Annotated in this window: 21 protein-coding genes and 2 pseudogenes; 7 read left to right on the top strand and 16 right to left on the bottom strand. The window is 68.5% G+C overall.

The features are described from left to right. Positions 1-58 precede the first annotated feature (58 nt). Both BG482_RS00360 and BG482_RS00355 read left to right on the top strand, forming a co-directional pair. Positions 59-895, top strand: coding sequence for a hypothetical protein (locus BG482_RS00360; RefSeq protein WP_069766761.1), 837 nt, complete (start codon positions 59-61; stop codon positions 893-895). Positions 896-1,425: 530 nt separating this feature from the next. Beyond that, a pseudogene (locus tag BG482_RS00355) lies at positions 1,426-1,688 on the top strand (IS3 family transposase); the annotation flags it as partial. Between the two features lie 91 nt (positions 1,689-1,779). On the opposite strand, the gene BG482_RS45900 reads toward BG482_RS00355, so the two are convergent. The 5 genes from BG482_RS45900 to BG482_RS00340 form a co-directional block, all read right to left on the bottom strand. Further along, complete coding sequence (locus BG482_RS45900; protein WP_079141458.1) at positions 1,780-2,475, bottom strand: saccharopine dehydrogenase C-terminal domain-containing protein; 696 nt, start codon at positions 2,473-2,475, stop codon at positions 1,780-1,782. Then, entirely contained in the window at positions 2,411-3,382 is a 972-nt protein-coding gene (locus BG482_RS40030) for a Rieske 2Fe-2S domain-containing protein (RefSeq protein WP_079141457.1), read from the bottom strand. Before BG482_RS40030 ends, BG482_RS45900 begins: the two co-directional genes overlap by 65 nt. Before the next feature lie 514 nt (positions 3,383-3,896). Then, entirely contained in the window at positions 3,897-5,009 is a 1,113-nt protein-coding gene (locus BG482_RS00350) for an aromatic ring-hydroxylating dioxygenase subunit alpha (protein ID WP_069766759.1), read from the bottom strand. Between the two features lie 30 nt (positions 5,010-5,039). Further along, positions 5,040-6,140, bottom strand: a complete 1,101-nt coding sequence (locus BG482_RS00345) for a hypothetical protein (protein WP_069766758.1) — start codon at positions 6,138-6,140, stop codon at positions 5,040-5,042. Positions 6,141-6,355: 215 nt separating this feature from the next. After that, positions 6,356-7,441, bottom strand: a complete 1,086-nt coding sequence (locus BG482_RS00340; protein ID WP_069766757.1) for a polyprenyl synthetase family protein — start codon at positions 7,439-7,441, stop codon at positions 6,356-6,358. Between the two features lie 542 nt (positions 7,442-7,983). Here BG482_RS00340 and BG482_RS00335 point away from each other — a divergent pair. From BG482_RS00335 to BG482_RS43630, 3 genes are all read left to right on the top strand, one after another. Then, complete coding sequence (locus BG482_RS00335; protein ID WP_176741266.1) at positions 7,984-8,322, top strand: hypothetical protein; 339 nt, start codon at positions 7,984-7,986, stop codon at positions 8,320-8,322. Between the two features lie 19 nt (positions 8,323-8,341). Next, complete coding sequence (locus BG482_RS00330) at positions 8,342-9,010, top strand: hypothetical protein (protein ID WP_176741265.1); 669 nt, start codon at positions 8,342-8,344, stop codon at positions 9,008-9,010. A gap of 324 nt (positions 9,011-9,334) precedes the next feature. Next, on the top strand, positions 9,335-9,556 hold the full coding sequence (locus tag BG482_RS43630) for a hypothetical protein (protein WP_069766756.1): 222 nt from the start codon (positions 9,335-9,337) through the stop codon (positions 9,554-9,556). 582 nt (positions 9,557-10,138) lie between these two features. Here BG482_RS43630 and BG482_RS00320 read toward each other — a convergent pair. Next, a complete protein-coding gene (locus tag BG482_RS00320) occupies positions 10,139-10,789 on the bottom strand; it encodes a TetR/AcrR family transcriptional regulator (protein ID WP_069767031.1) in 651 nt (216 codons plus the stop codon). A 174-nt stretch (positions 10,790-10,963) separates the two neighbouring features. On the opposite strand from BG482_RS00320, the gene BG482_RS00315 reads away from it, so the two are divergent. Next, a complete protein-coding gene (locus BG482_RS00315) occupies positions 10,964-12,424 on the top strand; it encodes an MFS transporter (protein WP_069766755.1) in 1,461 nt (486 codons plus the stop codon). Positions 12,425-12,830: 406 nt separating this feature from the next. On the opposite strand, the gene BG482_RS40020 is transcribed toward BG482_RS00315, so the two are convergent. From BG482_RS40020 to BG482_RS00305, 4 genes are all read right to left on the bottom strand, one after another. Then, a complete protein-coding gene (locus BG482_RS40020; RefSeq protein WP_218108750.1) occupies positions 12,831-13,007 on the bottom strand; it encodes a hypothetical protein in 177 nt (58 codons plus the stop codon). 324 nt (positions 13,008-13,331) lie between these two features. Continuing rightward, positions 13,332-13,910, bottom strand: coding sequence for a hypothetical protein (locus tag BG482_RS00310; RefSeq protein WP_069767030.1), 579 nt, complete (start codon positions 13,908-13,910; stop codon positions 13,332-13,334). Between the two features lie 572 nt (positions 13,911-14,482). Then, positions 14,483-14,656: a hypothetical protein gene (locus BG482_RS43625; RefSeq protein ID WP_176741264.1), complete on the bottom strand. Its 174-nt coding sequence runs from the start codon at positions 14,654-14,656 to the stop codon at positions 14,483-14,485. A gap of 432 nt (positions 14,657-15,088) precedes the next feature. Further along, positions 15,089-15,700 (bottom strand): TetR/AcrR family transcriptional regulator, encoded by a 612-nt coding sequence (locus BG482_RS00305; RefSeq protein ID WP_069766754.1) that lies wholly within the window; start codon positions 15,698-15,700, stop codon positions 15,089-15,091. Between the two features lie 176 nt (positions 15,701-15,876). On the opposite strand from BG482_RS00305, the gene BG482_RS00300 reads away from it, so the two are divergent. Next, entirely contained in the window at positions 15,877-16,728 is an 852-nt protein-coding gene (locus tag BG482_RS00300) for an alpha/beta fold hydrolase (RefSeq protein WP_069766753.1), read from the top strand. Here the strand turns inward: BG482_RS00300 and BG482_RS44675 are convergent. From BG482_RS44675 to BG482_RS00280, 6 genes and pseudogenes are all read right to left on the bottom strand, one after another. Beyond that, complete coding sequence (locus tag BG482_RS44675) at positions 16,697-16,996, bottom strand: DUF6207 family protein (RefSeq protein ID WP_256096167.1); 300 nt, start codon at positions 16,994-16,996, stop codon at positions 16,697-16,699. The two genes, BG482_RS00300 and BG482_RS44675, sit on opposite strands and share 32 nt — an antisense overlap. A gap of 219 nt (positions 16,997-17,215) precedes the next feature. After that, entirely contained in the window at positions 17,216-17,461 is a 246-nt protein-coding gene (locus BG482_RS44670; protein ID WP_256096177.1) for a hypothetical protein, read from the bottom strand. Positions 17,462-17,660: 199 nt separating this feature from the next. Then, a pseudogene (locus tag BG482_RS40005) lies at positions 17,661-17,915 on the bottom strand (ATP-dependent DNA ligase); the annotation flags it as partial. Between the two features lie 121 nt (positions 17,916-18,036). Next, the gene (locus BG482_RS00290) at positions 18,037-19,095 is read right to left on the bottom strand and encodes a low specificity L-threonine aldolase (protein ID WP_176741263.1); all 1,059 of its coding nucleotides are present in this window, start codon (positions 19,093-19,095) and stop codon (positions 18,037-18,039) included. 15 nt (positions 19,096-19,110) lie between these two features. Then, positions 19,111-19,686, bottom strand: a complete 576-nt coding sequence (locus tag BG482_RS00285) for a helix-turn-helix domain-containing protein (protein ID WP_069766751.1) — start codon at positions 19,684-19,686, stop codon at positions 19,111-19,113. Then, on the bottom strand, positions 19,683-20,375 hold the full coding sequence (locus tag BG482_RS00280; protein WP_069766750.1) for a metal-dependent hydrolase: 693 nt from the start codon (positions 20,373-20,375) through the stop codon (positions 19,683-19,685). Before BG482_RS00280 ends, BG482_RS00285 begins: the two co-directional genes overlap by 4 nt. Positions 20,376-20,467 lie beyond the last annotated feature (92 nt).

Below are 20,467 nucleotides of genomic sequence, written 5' to 3'. Positions count from 1 at the left end.
GAACCGGTCGCACACCCGCATTCCGACAGATTCGCTGCACGCCCCGAGGAGATCCGTGATGCCCGACCGCCGCAAAGTTCTGTTCGTGACCGACCTCGCCTACGAAGCCCGCGGGCGGCGCTACTGCGACGAGGACATCTTCCTGACCTCCCGGCTGCGGGACGCCTTCGACATCGCCCTGTGCCACCCGCTGGATGCCGCCTCACTCATGGACGCCTTCGACGGGGTCGTGGTCCGGAACAGCGGACCTGTACTGCACTACCAGAAGGAGTACGACGCGTTCCGGGAACAGGCCACAGCCCGCGGCACCCGGATCTACAACCCGCTGTCGGGCCGGGGTGACATGGCCGGTAAGCAGTACCTGCTGGACCTGACCGCCGCCGGATACCCGGTCATCCCCACCATCGACCGGCCAGAGGACCTGCACCTGCTGCCCGAGGCCGGCCAGTACGCGGTCAAGCCGAAGGCCGGCGCGGACTCCATCGGCCTGACCTTCCTGCCCCGGAAGCAACTGGACGACCTCGCCTATGGCGACATCCTCGTCCAGCCGCGCGTCGACCTCCGCTACGAGGCGTCCTTCTACTACGTCGACGACGCCTTCCAGTACGCCCTCCACGCCCCCGACCCCGAGCGGCGCTGGGTCCTCGAACCCTACGAGCCCACCGACGCGGACCTCGGCTTCGCCCGGCGCTTCATCGACTGGAACACCCTCGACCACGGCATCCAGCGCGTGGATGCCTGCCGCACCCAGGACGGCGAACTGCTTCTCGTCGAACTGGAGGACCTCAACCCCTACTTGTCCCTGGACCTGGTCCCCGAACGGACCCGTGACTCCTTTGTGGAGAGCATGACGGCTTCCCTCCACCGGTTCCTGGACACGCCTCCCCGCCCCTGAGACGGCATACGGGCTCCCCTCGTAGTAGCCACAGCCCGTGACAGGCGATGGCGGGTGCTCCGCGCCGCACCAAGCCGACGAGCGCGCCGTCGGCGAGGTCCTGACGGACGAGGGCAAGCGGGCCCTGCATGAGTCGGCCGCGCCACCTGAACTCCAGTGCACACGGGCTCGGCCGGCCGACGCGCTTCGGCGGCGTCGGTAGCCGACGGATGGATTCCGCGTTCGGTCGATCCGTTGCGGCTCAGCCGCGTGGCCCCCGAGCCGTGCAGGAGGGTGTCGATGACGAGCGTGGCCAGTGCGTCCGGGTCCTGTGCGGCAGGGTCCTGCTCCGCGCCCGGCCTGTTGATGGCTTCGCTCAGGAGGGCGTAGTACACCTGCCGCGTCCACTCCAGGTCGGCGTCCGGGGCGAGCAGCCCCTCGCGCTGAGCCCGATTCATGAGAGAGACGGTGTGGGCGTTGATCTCGTCCCAGAGGGCGGCCGCAGTGGGGGTGTGAGCCGTGGCGTGACTGCCTCGGCGAAGGTCGTGTCCGTTCTCGCACGTCACGACCTGGTCGGCTCCATGGGCCGGGTCGGTGCGGCCGGCGACAAGGCGGCCATGAAGAGCTTCTTCGCACTGCTGCAGAAGAACGTCCTCGACCGCCGTGCCTGGGCCACCCGCCAGGAGCTGCGGATCGCGATCGTCACCTGGATCGAGCGCACCTACCATCGACGCCGGCGTCAGAGACGCTGGCCCGATTGACCCCCGTCGAGTACGAGACCATCATGACCCCAGCCGCAGCCTTGGCTGCATAGACCCCGCTGTCACCCGATCATGCAGCAGTCCCGGGTGCGAAGTCCCTGCCCGTCGAGGAAGCTAAGCCATCGGTTCGCCTCCACCGCCGATTCAGCCGCGCGGTGCAGACGGCGACAGCGCACCCTCCAGCACCCGGGTCAGCCCGAAGGCCAACGGCAGGGACACACACTTCGCCATCGCGCTTTCCCGCTCCTCCCTCGTCACGTCAAGCAGTTGCTCCCCCCGGTCACTGGGTGCCGCCGTCCGGCCCGCGCGACTCCAGAGCGACGGAGAGCACCATCCGGTCCCGGTCGGCCGCCCCCGTCGGATGCCTGTCCGCCAGCTCTTTGGCGAGCGCCGGATCCGCGCATCGTCCCGGGCGCGCACGGTCGAGGAGACCTCAGCCCAGGCCGCGCGCCAGCCCGCGTTGCGCAGTGTGCCGCGGATGAAGGTATCCAGATGCCAGCCTCCGGGAATCCCGTACTGGGGGACGAATGGCATGCTGTCGCGGTTGGGATAGATCTCGAACTCCTCTGCGGCCAGGGCCAGCTGCCGAGTGGCCTCCCATGGATGCTGCGCGGTGCGCTCGCGGCCTCCCTCCACGAAACGGGCCGTAAGCCGAGCGCGGCCAGCACGCCGTACGGTGCCCAGCTGAAGCGGTAGCGGGAGTGGCTTGGCACGACGGGATCGCCGCCGCAGAACGCGGTGAAATGGGAACCCGCCGCGGTGTACGACAAAACACTTACGAGAGATTCGTATAGAATTGATGAGCCCATCGACGGGTGAGTGGAATGTGCTGTTCCCCATCGGTGGTGTGCTGATGAAGAAGGAAGGTCCGGCTCCCCCAGATGGGCGCGTCGTTCATGACTTGCCGACCCGAGCTTCGGCCGGTGAGGATGGCGAGGGCCTTGTTCATGCTACGGGAAATTGCTGCGGGAACTCCTTTCGGTACTACAATTTTGGCGTATGCCATTTTCATGAATGTTGCGTCGCGCTCTTGGCGGGGGGTATAGGCGGCGACCTCGATGGCATGGAAGTTGATTCCGGGGACTTCCAGATGGGCGACGAATACGTTCGGTCCGTAGAAAGTTATGGTGAGGTCGACCTTTGCTTTCTCAGTATTGAACCAGAAACCGGCCACTTGGAAGTGCGTCGTAACCATGTGGCCTTCGATCTTGGGAGGGTCGAAGGTCTCGGGTGGAGGCGTGTGGTGGACGAACTGAAAATGGGTGTAGTCATGGGCGTTCTCGATGGCGTCGAGGCTGTGCCCTTGGAGGTTCTTCGTCCAAGCGTGGCCGGCGGAGTAGCCGCTGACGTCACATGCGGGGACGGTCCACGCGGGATCCTCGTCGTTGGAGTGAATCCATACATAGATGAGGCCGCCGCTTTCACTGGTCGGATAAGTGGTGAGTCTGGCCTTGGGGGGACGGGTTCCGACTCCGGTCCGGACGCAACTACCGTCGGGAGCGTAGGCGAAGTGATGGAAGGGGCAGACGATATCGGCGCCGTCGACAAAACCGCCGACGCCGATGTTTGCGCCGAGGTGAGGACAGACGGGGTCGACAGCCCGGGCTTTTCCGTCGGCCGTGCGGTACAGAAGGATTTTTCGGCCAGCGACAACAGTATTCAGTACCTGGCCCCGGCTGAGTTTATTGCTGAGTTCGACGCCGTACCAGGTGTTGGGATATCCGGTGGCGATGTTGTTTTCCGTCATGCTATCTCTACCCCTCCACTATGCCGTTCGCGTAGAGTCGTCTGACCTCTGATTGATTTCCGGAGGACGCGTAATCTGACGGCTCGCCAGATTATGCCAAGGGCCTCTCCGGTTTGGCATTTCCCTCTATGGGTGTCAGATTCTGGAAAACCAGTGTCATGCACTGGCGGCGTGTTCAGGTCTGCATTGAGGACGCCCAGAAGCATTGTTGGCGAGTCCTCAGTAGGCGACTATCTACCGAAGCGCGCCTCTGGGGGCGGGCTGCTTCTGCGGGCTCAGGACGCCTCCGCGGGGAACTGCATCATGTCCATGAGCTGCTGACGGTCGTGCTGAGCGATCCGCGGGAAGGCTCGGCACTCAGCCTGCTGGCGCTGTCTGGCTGGTCGCGCAGTTCCCGTGCCGGTCGGGGCGCTGCCGAGCCGCACCCGGACCGCACCTGCCCTGCAGAGAGTGCCGGGACGTCTCGGCAGGCTGCTGCGGTGAACGGGTAGACCGGCCCGGTCATCCCGCCCGGTCATGAGGCTGCCTTGCCCGAGTCCAGGGGCACCTGTTCGCCGGCGCTCTCTCGCACATTCTGCCCGGGGGCTTGGGGGTAAAACTGCGCGGCCCACCTGCGGTAGTGCATCACCGGCCCGTCACCCTCGGCGAGCCGGGGGCGGGGCAAGTACCTCTTCGTACTCCAGATCGGGACATCGCCTCGCTGCTCGGGATAGGTGAACTGCGACGCGTGGAACGACAGGGCGAGCCGTGCGATCAGCCGAGCAGCAGGACCCCGCAGCGGCCGGGGCACAAACCAGGGCCAGGGGACGCGGACGCTGACCGCAAGCCACAAGTGGATCCGCCATGGGGCAACGGGAGTGGGGTTGCCCCAGAACCGGAAGGTGATACCCAACGGCATCCGGGCCTCAGCCATGATGTCGCCCAACCCGTGCAGGACGATCTTGTAATCCTCTGTCCGCACGGTCCCCACGACGGGGACACGGATCGTCAGGCGCAGAACGGTCCGGCAGGACGGGCCTTCCTCGGTCGGCGGGAAGGGGGCGCTGGCCGCGGCGGCGATGCCGCCGTGAAGGGTGGCGACGTGTCCGGTGTCGAAGACGTTCTCGCCGATCTCCTGTGGATGTCCGGCGAGCTCGGTGACCGAGCAGACCGGGGCTGTGTACCCGTCGTACGGCAGGTCGGGGATCTCCCACGTGGGAGGAGCGCCGTCGCGGTGGTGCCAGACCCAGATCAGGCCCGTCGCCTCCCGCACCGGCAGTACCGTCAGGGAGATTTTCGGTGTCTTGCCCTCGTAGGTGGTTCGCGTGCAGGCGCCGTCGGGACCGTAGGCGAACTTGTGGAAGGGGCAGACGAGGTCCTCGCCCTCCACGGTGCCTCCCCGCCCCAGGTGGGCGCCCAAATGCGGGCAGTAGGGGCGGATTGCGTGCAGGAGGCCGCTGCGGGTGCGGTACAGAACCACGTCCTGCCCGGTCAGCTTCCGGGTGATGACCCCGCCCGTCCTGACGGAGGAGGAGGGGCCCATGCAGAACCAGCCGTCAGGGTAGGGGAGCGGGCTGTCGCCGTCCGTATATGCGGGCGATGCGGGATGGGAGCGGATGTGGTGCGTGCGGATTGTGGACCAGAACATGGCCTTCCTCCCTTGAAGCGGAGCCGTCGGTCACACCTGCAGGTCGTCCCACCACCAGGAGAGTGTGGGATAAGGCAACGGGTCTGCGCGCCTGCTGGCCGGTTCGTCGGCCCAGTCGATGGGGTCCTCGTTGTAGAGGAGTTCGGGGACTTCGGCCCGGCTGGCGTGGTTGTGGTAGCGGGTCACCCGCATACCCCAGTCGGCATTTCCTCGGATGGCGTGCCCGAGATCATCCAGGTATTGGCGCAGTGCGGGGCCGGCTACGGGCTGGATATGGTCACGCAGTTCCAGGAACCGCAACATGATCCGGTCGCGGATCGCGACCGCTTCTCCAACTGCCCGTTCCAGCGGCAGGCTGTGAGCGCGCGCCACGACAGTGGCGAAATTCTGGTCGGCCAGGTTGCGGTGTACATCTTTGGGCAGTGAGTGCCGGTCGTTGTCCATCGCGGCGATCGTTCCGGCCATTTCGGTGAGAGCCTGCACCGCAGCGGAGTCCATCTCCTCCGGTGGCACCTCGACGCCGTTGGCTATCTCCGTCCACCCGATGGTGAGTGCTCCGGCGCACGAGCCAAGCCGCATCCCCAAGTAGCCGTTCAGGTCTGGGGTCTGCCCTGCCGCCCGGTTCCCGATCTGCCACTGCACTCCGAACAGCCAGCGACGATGGTTGTCGATCAGCCTCCGCTGTTGGGTGGCAGTGGACAAGACCCGGGTCCGCCGCCCGATGTCGCAGAGGGCCGCCTTGTACGGGTCGGTGGACAGCGGCGGTGCGGCGACGGCGGACAGTGAGGTCTCCCACACGCGCTGTACTTCCCCGGCGTAGATACCGAAGGCACCTGGGTCGTGGCTCATCGGCCCCTCGTCGCAGAACGCATCGTCGAACGCGAACGCCCAATACACCCACAGCGCGTATACCAGCAGCCCCTCGGCAGTGCTCGCAGGGGCGAAGCGGGCACAGAAGTCGGCAGAGCGGGTGGCGAGGAGCCAGGTGCGTTCCGCTTCGTTCCGGCAGAAGCCGAACGCGTCGATCCACTCGGTGCATAGTTGCTCGACCGCTTTTGCTTCGGGGTGGCGGCCCCCCTCGATGGGGCAGTAGAAAGGCGGGATGGCCAATCTTGCGTCGTCGTACGTCATGGGAGAGCCCTTCCGGTCATGAGGAACGCTCCAAGCGTCGCGAGGTCGGCCGCAGGCACGCCTGCCTCATCGACGGGGGTCAAGGTCTTGTGCCGCCGGTTCCGCATCACCTCCTCCACCGGCTCTCGCCCCGGCGGCAGGGCAGGTCCCGCCCAGGCAGTTGGCCGTCCGTTTCACCGGGCAGGTCGCTGCAGCGAGTGGCGAAGGTGGAGTGGTCATGAGGTCCTCGCGGTGGCGGTATGGGCCAGCTGTCGCAGGGCAGCGGTGGCGGCCAGTGGGTACGGCGCCGCATCCAGCGCGCGCACGGCCTGCGCGCGCCGACCATTGATCATCCGTTCCAACTCGTCCCGTGCACCGCTGGAGATCAGCACCTGGCGGATGCGGTCGGCTCCGGCCCCATCCAGTTCCGGGTTGCCCAGCAGGGTCTGCAGCGTGCTCCGCTGCCCAGGAGTTGCGCGCTGCAGTGCGAGGGCGATCAGGACGGTGTTTTTGCCATCGCGCAGGTCGTCGAGGCAGGGCTTTCCGGTGGTTGACGGATCGCCGAACACGCCGAGGATGTCGTCGCGCAGTTGGAAGGCCTCGCCGAGGGGAAGGGCGTAAGCGCTCAGTGTTTCGTGCATCGCGGGCGGTGCACCGGCGAGGGCGGCTCCGATGTGCAGAGGCCGCTCGATGGTGTACTTGGCCGTCTTATACCGGACGATCTGCCACGCGCGATCCACGTCGCACGTGGGGCGGCCAGCGGCGGTGACGTCCAGGTACTGGCCGTACATCACCTCGGTGCGCATGACATGGAGCAGCGGCAGCACGGCGGCCAGTTGACTGGAGGTGAGTCCTGCGTTGTGCAGGAGCTCATCCGACCAGGCCAAGGCGAGATCACCGATGAGGATGGCCGAGCTGGTACCGAGGCGCTCGGCGGATGGAGCGTTGCGGGAGACATCCTGGTGACGGGCGAGGCGGCGGTGGACAGTAGGGGCACCCCGGCGGCTGTCGCTGTTGTCCATGACGTCGTCGTGAATAAGGGCGAAGGCATGGAACATCTCCAACGACGCGGCGGCTTTCACCACGAACGCGGGGGTGCCGTGGCCTCCGGCGGCCTGCCAGCCGATCACACACAGCAGGGGCCGCAGCCTCTTTCCGCCAGCAGCCAGGAAGTCGCGCAGCGTCCAGGCAACCTCGGCGGGCATCCGCAGGTCCATGGCTGCGCGGGTCTTGCACCGTAAGAAGTCGTCCAGGACCGTGGCGACCCATCTGCGGATGGCGGCCGACTGGGGCGGTTCGGCGATCACGGCGGTGCCGGTCATGTGCCCTCACTCTCCTCCAGGCATCGTGGCGATGCCGGCGCCGCAACGGCAGATCCGGTAGTTGCTCCAGCTCACGGGTCGCCGGTTGACTCCCCCTGCACCTCAGCTCATCTTCCGGCCGGACACCCTCTCGACAGCGGGAGCGTCACCAGCAGCACGCGGAGGCGTAGCGCAGTGCACATGGCCAAGAGGGAACCCATCCCCTCGTCTCCGAGACACAACCGAAGGATCCCCTCGGCATTGCGTGCGCGACAGGCGCGTTGTTGGGGCACACGACGCACTCAACTCCTACGGCTAAGAGCCGAGCCTCAGTTCGTGCTCCGGCGCCCAAGTCCATGTCGCCCTGCGGTAGTGCACGCCCCCTCAGCTCGACCTTGTCGGGGATCTCGGAATTTCCCAGTGCGGCAGCATGACTGGTGGGCATGCACGGGGCTGTTTCGACCTTCCGGCACCAGGAGCGAGGATCCTGGACGAGAACCGCTTGCGCTCGCCCGTCTCGCCGTCGACCCGCTTGTCGTTCACCCGCGGTGCCTTCACCGCCGGTGAGCCTGGTGATGATGGCGCCGATCGTCCAGGCCCTTGACGGCCGGGGGCCGCTCCCGGCCGCAGCGGGGGCGGGTCTGCGGGTGATGGCGTCGGCGCCGCTGCACGGCGGTGAGCTCCCCGGCATGGTCGACCAGGAGCTCGCCGACCTCATCCGTCCGGGCCTGACTCCCGCACAGGCGTGCGTCCTCGCGGTCGCTTCATGCCCAGGAGTGACGGACGTCCTTGTGGCCGCCTCCGGTGCGCCACACTGGAGTCAGGCGGCCAGCGCCGTCGCCCAACCCTCGCTGAACGCTGCCAAGTTGTGGGAGATCACTGGTGTACTCGCCTCCCCCTGACCCGGGCACCGAACAGCGGATGCGCGCCCGCCACGCCCGCGCTGCCCAGGCTCTGGACGTACGAGTCGAGCCGGGCGGGGAGTTCTGGGGTTGGGCCGGGCGCACCCTGGGTGCTCCGGCCCGCACCGCCACCGGGCAACGAGCGTGGCTGCGGCGTGTGTCCTCACCGGAGGACAAGGCGTCGGGGAAGCTGTGGGACGGAGCCCTCGACGCACAGCACGCCTTCGGAGACCTCGACGGGCGCCGGCCCGCCCTCCTGGCTGTCCACGACGCCGTCGACGACACCACCGCCTACCGGGCAGAACTGTCGGCCCGCGTCGACCAGCCGGTCCTGTCCGACGACCCGGTCCTCCAGCACGACCTCCAACTGCCGGACTCCTGGTGGCAGGACCTCGCCGGGGCACTGGAGAAGGTGGCGGCCGTCGACACCGACCGCGTCGCCGTACGCCAGCAGTACATGGACCGGGCGATCCCCGAGTTCGTGGGCATCCCGGCCCCGGCCGTGACCCGCTGGAGCGCCGCCCACTCCGACCTGCACTGGGCGAACCTCACCGCGGCGCCCCTGCGGCTTCTGGACTGGGAGGGCTGGGGCGCGCTCCGGAAGGCTTCGACGCCGCCACGCTCTACGCCTACACGCTGCTCCAGGAGGACGTCGCCGCCCGCGTCCGCGCCGCCTTCCCCGCCCTAAGCAGCCCGGCCGGCCTAGCCGCCGAAGCGACCGTGTGCGCGCAGCTGCTCCAGACCGTGGCCCGCGGCGACAACCTCACCCTCGAAGACCAGCTCCGTACCTGGTCCGAGGAACTCCGCCACCGCTGAGGGCTGCGCGCCTACCAGCACCGCGCAGCGGTCGCCGCCTCGCGCTCCTCGGCTACCGCTTGCGCTGAAGCCGCGGCTCTCTCGCTCTCGTGTCAGCGGCTGGCCCGCCCCGTGTCAGTGGCGTGGGCCCCTCGCGTCAGCAGGGGGCCAGGCGTCAGCCCACCCACCCGATGTCACGGACCTCGATCGCCCCGGCATGCGGCATGTACTGGATTCAGCACTGTCGGCCGAACGCCTGCCGGATCTCCTCCACGGATCCCGGGTCCCGTACGTCGGGCCAGGTCCGCGGGTCCATCCGCGCGACCTCACGAGCGCCATCACCTCCTGGCGGGCCCGGTTGTCCGGCAGCTGCGCCAAGACCTCGACCGCGAGCTCATCCACCACCACGCCGTACCGCATCCTGCACACCCCCGTGTGATCGACTCGGGCAGCAGCGTACGGAGGAACTACCGATCACGTTCCGGCCTGTGGATTACCCGGATTTCGCGGTGGTCGCCCCGACCACTGGAACGCCTGGTTCGTGACGATCTGTCCTCGGTTGTGCCACCGGAACGTGACAGGCAGGGCTTCCAAGATCATGGGGTTCTCCATGCCCCGTGATCGACGTGGAAGACCGTGCCCGCAGACGCACCCATCGCTTCCCGGCCAGAGACCCAGGCGGCGTACGCGCGCTCTGGTTATCGTGCTCGCACTGACCGCGTGCGCCGTTCTGGCGGGGGGCGACCTCCGTGCCGACGGTCAGCGAGCGGATCGCCGATGCTCCGCCCCGCATCCCTCAACGCCTCGCGTTGTTCACCAGCACGTCGATTCGGCCCTACTGATCCATGGTGGCAGCGACCAGGCGCTGGAGGTGGGGGCCGCTCCTACTCTCGGAGCGTGGGGAATCACCTCGCTGCCTCACGGTGATGACGATCGGCATGAACTTTTGCCGCTGCTCGACGGCCGGGTGCAGGTTGGTGGTCGGGCCGGCGCGCGAACGGCGGCTCAGCGAGGTTTTGGGTCACTTGGTTCCGGCCTGAAGGCGGAGGCCTGACAAAGTCAGCTCCAGTGCGGCGACAAACTGGTCCCTGTCGTCGTGCCCAGCGAATTCGTCGGCGATCTGCTGCACGAACGGAAATTCGACGCTGTCGAGCGACCGCCACTGCTCGACGAAGCGGTCGAGGTACGCGTCGCGGTCCATGTGGCCGTCGAGCACTTCCTGAGGGATCTCCGCGCCCAGGTCGGCGGCCGTGCCGATGACAACGCCCGTGATCGCCGACACTGCGTGGAAACGTTGCCGCGGCGTGAGGTCGAGGCGGAGGGTCTGCTGGCCGAGCTTCTCGTACAGCCGCAGCGAGTTGCCCTGCACGTCGGTGTTGCGCATGAAGTACGCCGTCAGCCAGGGCCGGTCGACGATCGCGTCGAACAGCGTGATGGCCATTGCACGGAGGTCGGCGATCGGGTCGTCGCTCTCCGGATGCCCCTCGACGAGGGCCAGGGCCTCCCCGATCGCGTGGTCGGTGGCGCGGTCGAGCAGTTCCTCCTTGTTTGAGACGTACCAGTAGATGGTGCCGACACCGGTGCCGAGACGGGCGGCGAGCGCGCGGAAGGTCAGTGCCGGTGCGCCCGCCTCGTCGAGCAGGGCCACGGCTGCGCCGAGGACAGCCTCCAGCGAGTGCGAAGCACGCTTGCGCCCACGGGGAGAGCCTTCGGAGGGGAGCATTCGCGGGCCTGTCATGGCATCCATCCAATCACAGCTTGCCCTCATATCGAACGTCGTTCTAGTATCGAACCACGTTCCAATATCGAACGTCGTTCGTTGCGACGTTCAGGGAGGGGGCCGGCCATGACCGCCGTCACCGATTTCGCTCCACCTTCAAGCCGCACCTATCCGTCGCTGCGCGCAGCCTGGGTCCCCCTGGCCGCGCTCTGCCTGGCCTTCTTCGTCGAGATGGTCGACAACACGCTGCTCTCGATCGCGCTCCCCACCATCGGCCGCGACCTCGGCAGCGGCACGACCGCTCTGCAATGGGTCACCGGCGCCTACTCGCTGACCTTCGGCGGCCTCCTCCTCACGGCAGGGTCGCTCGCCGACAGGCTCGGGCGACGGCGGGTGCTGCTCGTCGGCCTCGCCATGTTCGGGCTGCTCAGCCTCTGCGTCGCCGCCGTCAACTCCGCAGGGCAGCTCATCGCGCTGCGTGCAGGGCTTGGCATCGCCGCCGCCGCCATGGCGCCCATCACCAACTCCCTCGTCTTCCGGCTCTTCGACGACCAAGCGCTGCGCATGCGCGCGATGACCCTGATGATCGTCGTCGGCATGTCCGGCTTCGTCCTCGGCCCGCTGCTGGGCGGCACGGCCCTCGCCCATGTGCGCTGGGAGTGGCTGCTGGTCGTCAACGCGCCGATCGCGCTGGTCGCGGCCATCGGCGTGCGCCTCGGGGTAGCCGCCGACCGGCCCGAGGACCTGACCAGGGACCGGCTCGATCTGCCGGGTGCCGTCCTCAGCCTCCTGACCATCGGCCTGGCCTGTTACTCCCTGACCAGCGGCATCGAGCACGGCTGGCTCTCCTCTGCCACCGTCACGTCGATCCTCGGTGCCGTGGCGACGGGCGTCGCGTTCGTGTGGCACGAGCGCCGCAGCGCAGCGCCCATGCTGGACCTCAAGATCTTTTCCAGCGGCACCGTCCGCGGCGCGGCCATCGCCCAGACCGGCACGTCCATCGCGATGGCCGGCGTGATGTTCGGGCTCATCCTCCACTTCCAGTACGCCTACGGTTGGAGCCCCGTACGCGCAGGCCTCGCGAACCTGCCGATCATCGTGACCATGATCGTCGCGACGCCGCTGTCGGAATGGCTCGGCAAGCGGTTCGGGCACCGGGTCGCCTGCCTGGTCGGCGCGGCCTGCCTGGCCGCTGCCCTGGCCGGCCTCGCCTGGGGCGTCGACCACGGGTACGCCGCCATCGCCGTCTCCATGGTCGTGATGACGATCGGGCTGCGCACCGTCATGACGATCTGTGCCATCGCCCTGGTCGACGCGATGCCGGCCAACCGCACGTCGATCGGCACCGCCCTCAACGACACCGCTCAGGAGATCGGGACCAGCGTCGGCACCGCTGTCGTCGGCACCCTGATCGCCGCACTAGTCACCACCCAACTGCCCGCGGGCGCATGGAGCAGCGACCTCGTGCAGTCCTTCTTCCGAGGCGAGCGGATCACGTACGCCGTACTCGCGGTGATCGTCGGTCTGATCGCGGCAGGCGGTGCGCTCACGCTCACCGACTCCCACTCCGTCGAAGAGCCGGCCTGAACCATCGCGGCCGCGGCCGGTCGAGCGAGCGTGCGGCGGCCGGACGCCGACCCATCCACCCCGGCCGCGTAGATGGAACCCTGGTGTGCACGTGCTTCGGCCTCTGCCCCGGGAGCGTTTCGCGCTCCGGGCCCTGACGCCTCTTCGAGTCCGTGGGGGCGCGCCGGCAGCAGGAATGACGGACAACGAGCAGAGCCGCGCCATCGACACCGACCTCCTGATCGGGAACATGCTGCACCAGACCGAAGCCGTGGTGGACATTGATGAGGAGAGTTTGGAGCAGCGCGAGAACCAGCTGCCCGCGTGGATGACAGAGTCAACGCCGCCGCACCCGCAACTCGGCAAAAGCCAGGAGAGGGAAGCCCGGCGGCCCCAAAGCGAGGGTGCGCGGGAGCGCTCGCTGCCCTCAGCCCACACTGGGGAAGCGGACGGGGCAGTCGTGCCCCCCGGCCGCAACGCTCGACGGCTCGGTGCACACCCCGTACGGCACGGCGACCTCCCCGACCGCGTGGCGGCCGTGCTCGGAATCCAGCAGGGCCTTCGCCCTCCGCCAGATCCGGTTACCGTGCCGGTCGAACTGCATCGCGGTGATCCTGTCGATGGCCTCCCGGCGGCGCTGCTCGCCGACCCGGTAATAGCACCCGGCCTGCAGTCAGACCACGTCGTGCCCCGTGTGATCCCGCGTGCCGACGATCCCGACTATGCGGACACAGCGTCTGCGCTGTCCACGCTTAACCGTCGTCATGGAAGTCCTCGTCGCCAGCGAGCCGGCCCCAAGTTCGTCTGCTTCAGCTGCCACGGGACCGTCCCGCCCTCTGACATGCGGGCCTCGGCTGTCGCTGTGGAACGTCACGTAATTCCCCACCAACGGCGTCAACTTCCCCGATCGCAGGTTCGAAGGTCTCGCTCAGGGCTCGAGGTTCCCTTCCATGGGAGGGGGGGTGCGGCTGTAGTGGGCTCCCCTGGTGCCGTAGTGGGCAAGGTGCAGGGTCTCACCGTCGACCTGGAGCTCTGCCGGCGGAGGGTTGGGAACGGAGATCCACGGGTGGGAGTGGCCGTCGATGCGGATGGGCTCCCGGGGTTGGTTCCAGCCGTCCGCCCATTTTTGGGCCCGCTCACGGGTCCACGGGTTCTGCAGGGTCCGCGGGGTCGCGGGGTCGTGCAGGTGACCGTTCAGGCTGCGGACCAGACCTTCGCTGTAGACACCCTTGACCCGGAAGTTCTCCAGGTCCTGCGCGCGTACGACGATGTTGATGTACCGGCGGCTGTTGCGTCGGTGTCGGCCCACCGCAGGCCAGCGGCAGTGGCCCGGGTCCCAGCGGACAGGCGGAATCCACAGCAGGGCACCTACCGGGAAGTGCTTCGTGCCGCGCTGGATGTCCAGGCCGCTCTCACCGTGCGCGGTTTCTCGCGCCACGTTCGCGACCAGGCACCAGCCCAACAGCCCGTCCGGTGTCTCTTCTTCGGTAGGTCCCGTGTCTGCCACGCCGAGATTCTGAGGCATGAGACGGGACGCAAGCCAGCTCGTATCAGATGAGCCGACCGGAGCGAACCACATGCGGATCACCCGTCGCAGGAGATCTCGGCCTCGCTCGAACGTGCGGTCGGGGAAGTTGACGCTCACGGTGGGGAATTACCTGACCGTCGACACACTGGGCGTGTTTGGAGTGTCGACCAGCTAACTCAGCCTTCCTGCGCAGGCGTACAGGGGCCCAGTTGGGGCCACCTGCGCTGGCTGGCCGTTGCACGCTCCCGTGCGTCCGCCAGGCATGGCGCTGGGAATCCCATCGTGCCTGCATCCACTCCTGCCGTGGCAGTAGCCCGATCTGGTCGAACGCGGCCCGTATCGCGCAGTAGCTGATCTGGGGAGAGGCCGGGTGCCGGTAGGTCTGGGAGGTGATGAGCAGGTGCGGATTGGTGGCCTGGGGCCAGCGGCGGCGGCGCTCGCGCAGCCAGTCGGCCACCAGGTCGGTTCTCAGGTCGTCGAGGTAGACGAGGTGAATGCCTTCACTTCGGCGTACCGCAAGTGTCCGGTGGGTGAGGTCGGGGTCGGCCAGGTCAAGCCGGGGGGACCAGGACGACGATGGCCTGGCGGACCGTGCCGCCTCGCACCCATGCTCCGATGAACCGCACCTGGTCCTCAGCCCAGTCGTCCAGCCGCCGCCACGGCCGCACCCGGCCCACCAGGTAACCCACCACCAGCGCCACGGCGGCCGAGGCGTTCCCGCTCAATCTGATCCCCGGTTCTCAGTAGCCTTGTGGCCCTAGGCTGGTCTGGTGTCCGAGGACGCCGGACGGGCCGGGGAGAGGAGCTGTTGGGCTTGTGGCGAACGGCTGAGGCCGGATGCCCGGCCTCAGCCGTGTTCTGCTCGGCAGCTTGTCGTTCCCAGCACGACGAACCGGGCGCCGCCGGACAGTACGTGCGCGAAGCCGTGCTCGACCGGGGCCCCCACGGCCGCCAGCGCCTTGTAGGACAGCCTCTGACCACGAGTCAGGCGCCTGTTCCGTGCCGCCTTGCAGCCGGTGAGCACCGGCGGGTCGGTGTCTGGGGCGCTGTCGTCCCGCCCGACGAATCCCAGGTCGGCGACGGCTCCGAGACCGGCCGCCGCACTTTCTGCGGGCGCTGGTCATGCCACGCACGTGGCCGGGCGCAGGCTGTCGGCCTCATCGGGGAGATGCCGGGTCACCGGCGGCAAGGGCGGTGTCGATCAGGAGCTCCGCGATGGATCGGGCACAAGCGGCGGTCTGACCGCTGTTGAGCGCTACGGCGCGGGCGGCCCCGCCGTCGTAGAGCAGGGCGAGCTGCTCGCCGAGGGTTTCCGGGTCAGAGATCCCGGCATGTCGCGCCATGCTGGCAATGCGGCGGGCGAATTCTCTCTTGTGCGCCGCGGCCAGCTGGTGCACGGGGTGGTCGGGGTCGGGCACCTCGATGCTGGCGTTCAGGAACGGGCAGCCTCGCAGCGGTGCGGTCGGCTCCGGCGGCTCCCAGTCGAAGACGGCGAGGAGCTGCGCTCGCGGGTCCAGCGCAGGCCCGTCGGGGTACCCAAGGGGCGGGAGGTCGCTGTCCTCCAGTGCCTGTAGGTATGCCTGGACGAGCTCGTCCTTGCTGGGGAAGTGCGTGTACAGGGTGCGCTTGGAGACGTTGGCGACGGTCGACAGCTGGTCCATTCCGGTCGCGTTGATCCCCTGGGCGGTGAACAGTTCGGTCGCCGCTTTGAGGATCCGCTCGCGGGCGCCGCGACCGCGGCGCCGCCGTACGGGGATGGGTTCGGTCATGGCTTAAGGATACCGATCGTTTTACATAGCCCGACGCGCGTGCTACGGTCCCCTTAAGTAAACCGAGCGTCTTACTTAATCGGTGGGCCGAGGATGCGCAATCGTCGCCGCGAGCGGACGACCACCCCCCTTCACCTCCACCGGCAAGTGCGCCAGACAGGAAAGAGAACCAGGTCATGAGCACGTTTCTGGCAGACAAGGCCGACGATCTGACCGTGGAGAGCTCCTCCGCGTCGTTCGCCTACCGGCGACTGGGCCCACAGGGGGGCACCCCGCTGGTCCTGCTGAACCGCTTCCGCGGCACCCTCGACTGGTGGGACCCGGAGTTCCTGGACCTCCTGGCCGCCGACCACGACGTGATCCTGTTCGACAACGTCGGCACCGGCTACACCGACGGCACCCCGAGTGACTCCATCGAGGGCTTCGCTGATGGTGCCATCGAGTTCATCGAGGCCCTCGGCCTCGCCCAGGCCGACCTGCTCGGCTGGTCCCTGGGCGGCATCGTCGCCCAGCACGTCGTCCTCAAGCGTCCCGACCTGGTGCGCAAGCTCATCGTCGCGAGCAGCACCCCCGGCGGCCAGGTGCCCGGCGTGCCGGAGCTGACCGAGAAGGTCCTCGGCATCGCGACCAAGCCGAAGGCTGACGCGGACGACATGATCTACCTGCTCTACCCGGAGACCGAGGCGGCTACCGCCGCCGGCCGGCGGCACATCGCCCACGTCTCCACCCGGTTCCCCAACGGGCGCCCCTATGTATCCGAAGAGGCGGCCGCGGGCCAGCTCACCGCCCTAGCCAAGAGCGGGTCGACCCCGTGGGAGCAGGTGCAGGCTGGCCTGGAAGCCATCACGCAGCCCGTGCTGTACGCCAACGGAGTGGACGACGTGATGATCCCTGCCCTGGCCTCCTATGTCGCAGTCCAGCACCTGCAGAACGCCACCCTCGTCCTCTACGCCGGCGCAGGCCACGCCTTCCTCTTCCAGTACGCCAAGGAGTTCGTCACCCAGGTGACCAACTTCCTCGCCGAGTAATGGGGCTATGTGTCGGGCAACTGGCGCAGGTCGAGGAACATGCGCAGCCGGACGCCGGACGCCGGACGCCGGACGCCGGACGCCGGACGCCGGACGCCGGACGCCGGACGCCGGGCTCGCCGGGTTCGCGGATGGTGCGGTCGGCCGGCGCGATCGCACAGTGCTTGGCGAGCAGGTCCTGGACGGCCCAGGCGGTGGTGTCGTCGGCGGCCGCGACCTCGATGACGGCCAGGCCGGGCTGTTCCACGTGGGTGGGATGAATCGGCATCATGTACGGCATTACGCGCCAGCACCGGTCAAGGTTCTCGGCTCGGGCGGCCTTCACCCGTCTGTGTAGGAGTGCCGGCACCGACCAGCTACAGAGAAGCTGCGCGGCGACCCCGACCACGGCGGTGGATACCCCGACCACAGACCCGACCAAGGCAGGTCGATGCGCTGGTGGTTGATGGCGCGTGCGTGAGCGGGGCGGTGCAGCCCGGAGGTCGTGCTACAGCGGTGTGAAGGTGTGGACGTCGGCGGGGGTGATGTCGGGGCGGGCGCGGTGCCAGCGTGCGGGATGCCGCCACCGGCCGGAGGCGTCGCGGGCGACGTCGACGCCGACTTCTGCCACCAGCTCGGGTTCCACCAGCGTGACGTTCAGCTTTTCCTGGCTGCCCCCACCCGGCGGAGAACGACCAGCCTGTCCATGGATGACCGCGCCGCCCTGCAGCGAGCGGGCCGGCGACCGCAGCATCTGCCGTCCGGGCGAGGGTGGTGGTGCGGCCGACGTACTGAAGGCGTTCTTGGTCGTCGTACCTGCCGAGCAGCAGCGTGCGGGGAACGGCCAGAGGGCCGGTGATCGCGCAGACGATCGCCTCGCTCGTCTCGCGGACCTTGTATTTCTGCCAGCTCCTCGCCGACGGGTGGTAGGCGTCGTTGAGCCTCTTGAAGACCACTCCCTCTATCCCGACCGAGGCCCACGTCAGCCACTCGCGCACGATGTCGGCCTCGGTGGTCGACGGACACAGCGCCCACGGCGCGATGAGCTGGCGGGCGGCGAACACGGACTCCAGCGCGGCCCTGCGCTGCCGATACGGCCAGGAGGTGGTGTCCGTCCCAGAGAGGCGCAGCAGATCGAACGCGAAAGCGGGCGGGATCTCAGAATCCGGGTCGTCTCGGAGGATGAACCTGCGCGCCAGCGGTCGCATTGTGCTGGTTCGGCGGCGGGTTTGTCCGGCACAGACTCGGCAAGGAGCGGTGGGGCTTGGTGATCACCACCGCCTCGCATGCCGGCACGATGGTGACCCGGGGCCTCCACTCTGCCGAGCGTCAGATGGCGAGACGGCGTACGGCCTCAACGAGAGTGTCGACGTCGTGCTCGGTGGTGGAGAAAGAGGTGACGAAGCGGCAGACGCCCGGCTCCCAGCGGTCGTGGTAGAAGGTGAATCCCTCGGCCAGAAGCTGGTCGATGACCGTCTGGGGGAGGCGGCAGAAGAGGATGTTGGCCTCGACGGCGTGCAGAAGACCGGCGCAGGGAATGGCCTTGAGCCCGGTGCCCAGGCGTTCGGCCATCATGTTGGCGTGGGCGGCGTTGCGCAGCCACAGGCCGTCGGTGAGGTAGGCATCCAGCTGGGCGGACTGGAAGCGCATCTTGGAGGTGAGCTGGCCGGCGCGCTTGGCCCTGAAGGACAGTTCCGGGGTCAGGGCAGGGTCGAAGACGACGATGGCGTCGGCGGTCATGGCGCCGTTCTTGGTCGCCCCGAAGGACAACACGTCGACGCCAGCCTGCCAGGTCAGCTCGGCCGGCGTGCAGCCCAGGGCGGCAACCGCGTTGGCGAAGCGGGCCCCGTCCATGTGGACCCGCAGGCCGGCGTCCTTGGCAAGAAGGCCCAGGCTGCGGATCTCGTCAAGGCTGTAGAGGGCGCCGGTCTCGGTCGCCTGGGTGATGCTGACGACCGAGGGCTGCACGCTGTGCACATCCCCCACCTTGCGGCTGGCGGCGGCGTGCAGCTGCTCCGCGTCGATCTTGGCGTCGTCGCCGGGCAGACCGACGAGCTTGGCCCCGCTGGTGAAGAACTCCGGGGCGCCGCATTCGTCGGTGTTGATGTGGCTGTCGCGGTGGCACAGCACGCTGCCCCAGGGCGGGGTGAGGGCGGCCAGGCTCAGGGCATTGGCCGCGGACCCGGTGGAGACGGGCAGCACATCGACGTCGCGTCCGAAGATCTCGGCGAAGCGGGCCCGAGCGGAGGCCGTGTGACGGTCCGCGCCGTAGGGCAGGTCCTGTCCGGCGGCCGCGGCGGCGTGGGCCTGGACGATCTCGGGCGAGGCGCCGGCGGTGTTGTCGCTGGTGAATATCCGCTGGAGTGCGGTGGGGGCCGTGATGCTCATGGTCAGGGGTGTCTCTCAGCTGATGATCGGGGAGGCGATGACGACGGTGACGTCGGCCGCCTCCGGTCCGGTGCGGTAGATGTGCGGGGCGTCGCCCGCGAAGGCGAGCAGGTCACCGGAGCACAGGTCGGTGGGGGCCTCGGAGGGTCCGGCGGTAAGGCGACCGGAGGAGACGAGCAGGTGCTCGATGGTGCCGGTGGCGTGCGGCACGCCGTCCAGATGCGTGCCGGGGGGCATGCGCAGCCGCCAGATCTCCAGGCTGTTGCCGCTGCTGATACGGCGCAGCAGCTCGCGTCCGACCTCTCCGTCGGCCAGGTCGGTGCCGGCCACGAACACCGGCGCCGGGTCGGTGTCCCGGGCGAGGAGGTCGGTCAGCGGGATGCGCAGGGCGACCGCGAGGGCGTCGAGGGTCTCGATGGTCGGATTGCCCCGCCCGGCCTCCAGCTGAGACAGCGTCGCCTTGCTCAGGCCCGCCCGGCGGGCCAGCTCAGCACCGCTCATCCCGCGCTGCTCGCGGCGCCGGCTGATCTGCGCCCCGACCGCGATCGCGGTACTGCTGGCCGGCCGGCGCTCACCCGGCGGCGGCGTCATGAGCGCTCCCGGTGGGCGGCGCTGTAGGAGACGCGGATCCGGCCCTTCTTGACCTTCAGAGTCGGCAGTACGACGTCAGCGAGATCACCGAGGCTGCGCACATGGGTCCCGCCGCACGGCGCCGAGTGCGGATCGGACAGATGCACGATGCGCCGCCCCTCGGTGTCGTTGTCCCAGGTCACGGGCAGGTCCTGCGCGATGGCCTTGGCGACCGCCGTCCGCAGGGTCTCGGTGGCCTCCTCTCGGCCCTCCGGTGTGTCCAGGCGGGCGTCGGGTGTCGGCGCGGCGAACTCGATCCGGGCCTGGCCCGGGAAGTGGTTGTTCGCGGCCAGCACCCACCCCTGCTCTCGCCCGGCCGCCTCGATCAGGTGACCAGCCGTATGCAGCGCGGCATGCGCGATACGCAGCGGCAGGTCGATGCGGGCCTCGACCGGCTGCCCGACCGAGAAGACCGGCAGCGCGGCCTCCCCCGCCGCCACGGCCACGACCAGCCCGGAATCGTGGTCGCGCACTGGGGTGATCTCGTGGCCGTCCACCCATCCGCGGTCGGTGGGCTGGCCCCCGCCCTGCGGATGAAACAAACAGTGCCTCACCGCCACCCACGGCGCACCGTCGCGCTCGCCTATGGCAGCCACCTGGGTATGGGCCTGCTCCTCGTACGTGTTCGCGTAGTAGGCGGGGACCTGCATGGGCTCAGCGCCGGCCGCAGGGGCCGGGGCAGGTCTGGCGGGCAGCCATGGCCTTGTCCAGCGCGGCTTCCTTCGCGAGCGTCAGCGGCTGC

This window comes from Streptomyces sp. LUP30 (assembly GCF_001746365.1).
Classification (GTDB): domain Bacteria; phylum Actinomycetota; class Actinomycetes; order Streptomycetales; family Streptomycetaceae; genus Streptomyces.
The sequence above is the reverse complement of the archived record's forward strand: the minus strand, read 5'-3'. Positions and strand labels throughout refer to the sequence as shown.

What these genes read in the sequence shown, in the direction of transcription:
- BG482_RS45900 (WP_079141458.1), bottom strand. Translation starts at nt 2,475, where the DNA reads ATGGGGAACAGCACATTCCACTCACCCGTCGATGGGCTCATCAATTCT.
- BG482_RS00315 (WP_069766755.1), top strand. Translation starts at nt 10,964, where the DNA reads ATGACCGCCGTCACCGATTTCGCTCCACCTTCAAGCCGCACCTATCCG.
- BG482_RS00300 (WP_069766753.1), top strand. Translation starts at nt 15,877, where the DNA reads ATGAGCACGTTTCTGGCAGACAAGGCCGACGATCTGACCGTGGAGAGC.
- BG482_RS00350 (WP_069766759.1), bottom strand. Translation starts at nt 5,009, where the DNA reads ATGTTCTGGTCCACAATCCGCACGCACCACATCCGCTCCCATCCCGCA.
- BG482_RS40020 (WP_218108750.1), bottom strand. Translation starts at nt 13,007, where the DNA reads ATGCAGTTCGACCGGCACGGTAACCGGATCTGGCGGAGGGCGAAGGCC.
- BG482_RS00280 (WP_069766750.1), bottom strand. Translation starts at nt 20,375, where the DNA reads ATGCAGGTCCCCGCCTACTACGCGAACACGTACGAGGAGCAGGCCCAT.
- BG482_RS00285 (WP_069766751.1), bottom strand. Translation starts at nt 19,686, where the DNA reads ATGACGCCGCCGCCGGGTGAGCGCCGGCCGGCCAGCAGTACCGCGATC.
- BG482_RS44675 (WP_256096167.1), bottom strand. Translation starts at nt 16,996, where the DNA reads ATGCCGATTCATCCCACCCACGTGGAACAGCCCGGCCTGGCCGTCATC.
- BG482_RS44670 (WP_256096177.1), bottom strand. Translation starts at nt 17,461, where the DNA reads ATGCTGCGGTCGCCGGCCCGCTCGCTGCAGGGCGGCGCGGTCATCCAT.
- BG482_RS00330 (WP_176741265.1), top strand. Translation starts at nt 8,342, where the DNA reads ATGCGCGCCCGCCACGCCCGCGCTGCCCAGGCTCTGGACGTACGAGTC.
- BG482_RS40030 (WP_079141457.1), bottom strand. Translation starts at nt 3,382, where the DNA reads ATGACGGAAAACAACATCGCCACCGGATATCCCAACACCTGGTACGGC.
- BG482_RS00305 (WP_069766754.1), bottom strand. Translation starts at nt 15,700, where the DNA reads ATGACCGAACCCATCCCCGTACGGCGGCGCCGCGGTCGCGGCGCCCGC.
- BG482_RS00340 (WP_069766757.1), bottom strand. Translation starts at nt 7,441, where the DNA reads ATGACCGGCACCGCCGTGATCGCCGAACCGCCCCAGTCGGCCGCCATC.
- BG482_RS43630 (WP_069766756.1), top strand. Translation starts at nt 9,335, where the DNA reads ATGCGGCATGTACTGGATTCAGCACTGTCGGCCGAACGCCTGCCGGAT.
- BG482_RS00345 (WP_069766758.1), bottom strand. Translation starts at nt 6,140, where the DNA reads ATGACGTACGACGACGCAAGATTGGCCATCCCGCCTTTCTACTGCCCC.
- BG482_RS00360 (WP_069766761.1), top strand. Translation starts at nt 59, where the DNA reads ATGCCCGACCGCCGCAAAGTTCTGTTCGTGACCGACCTCGCCTACGAA.
- BG482_RS00290 (WP_176741263.1), bottom strand. Translation starts at nt 19,095, where the DNA reads ATGAGCATCACGGCCCCCACCGCACTCCAGCGGATATTCACCAGCGAC.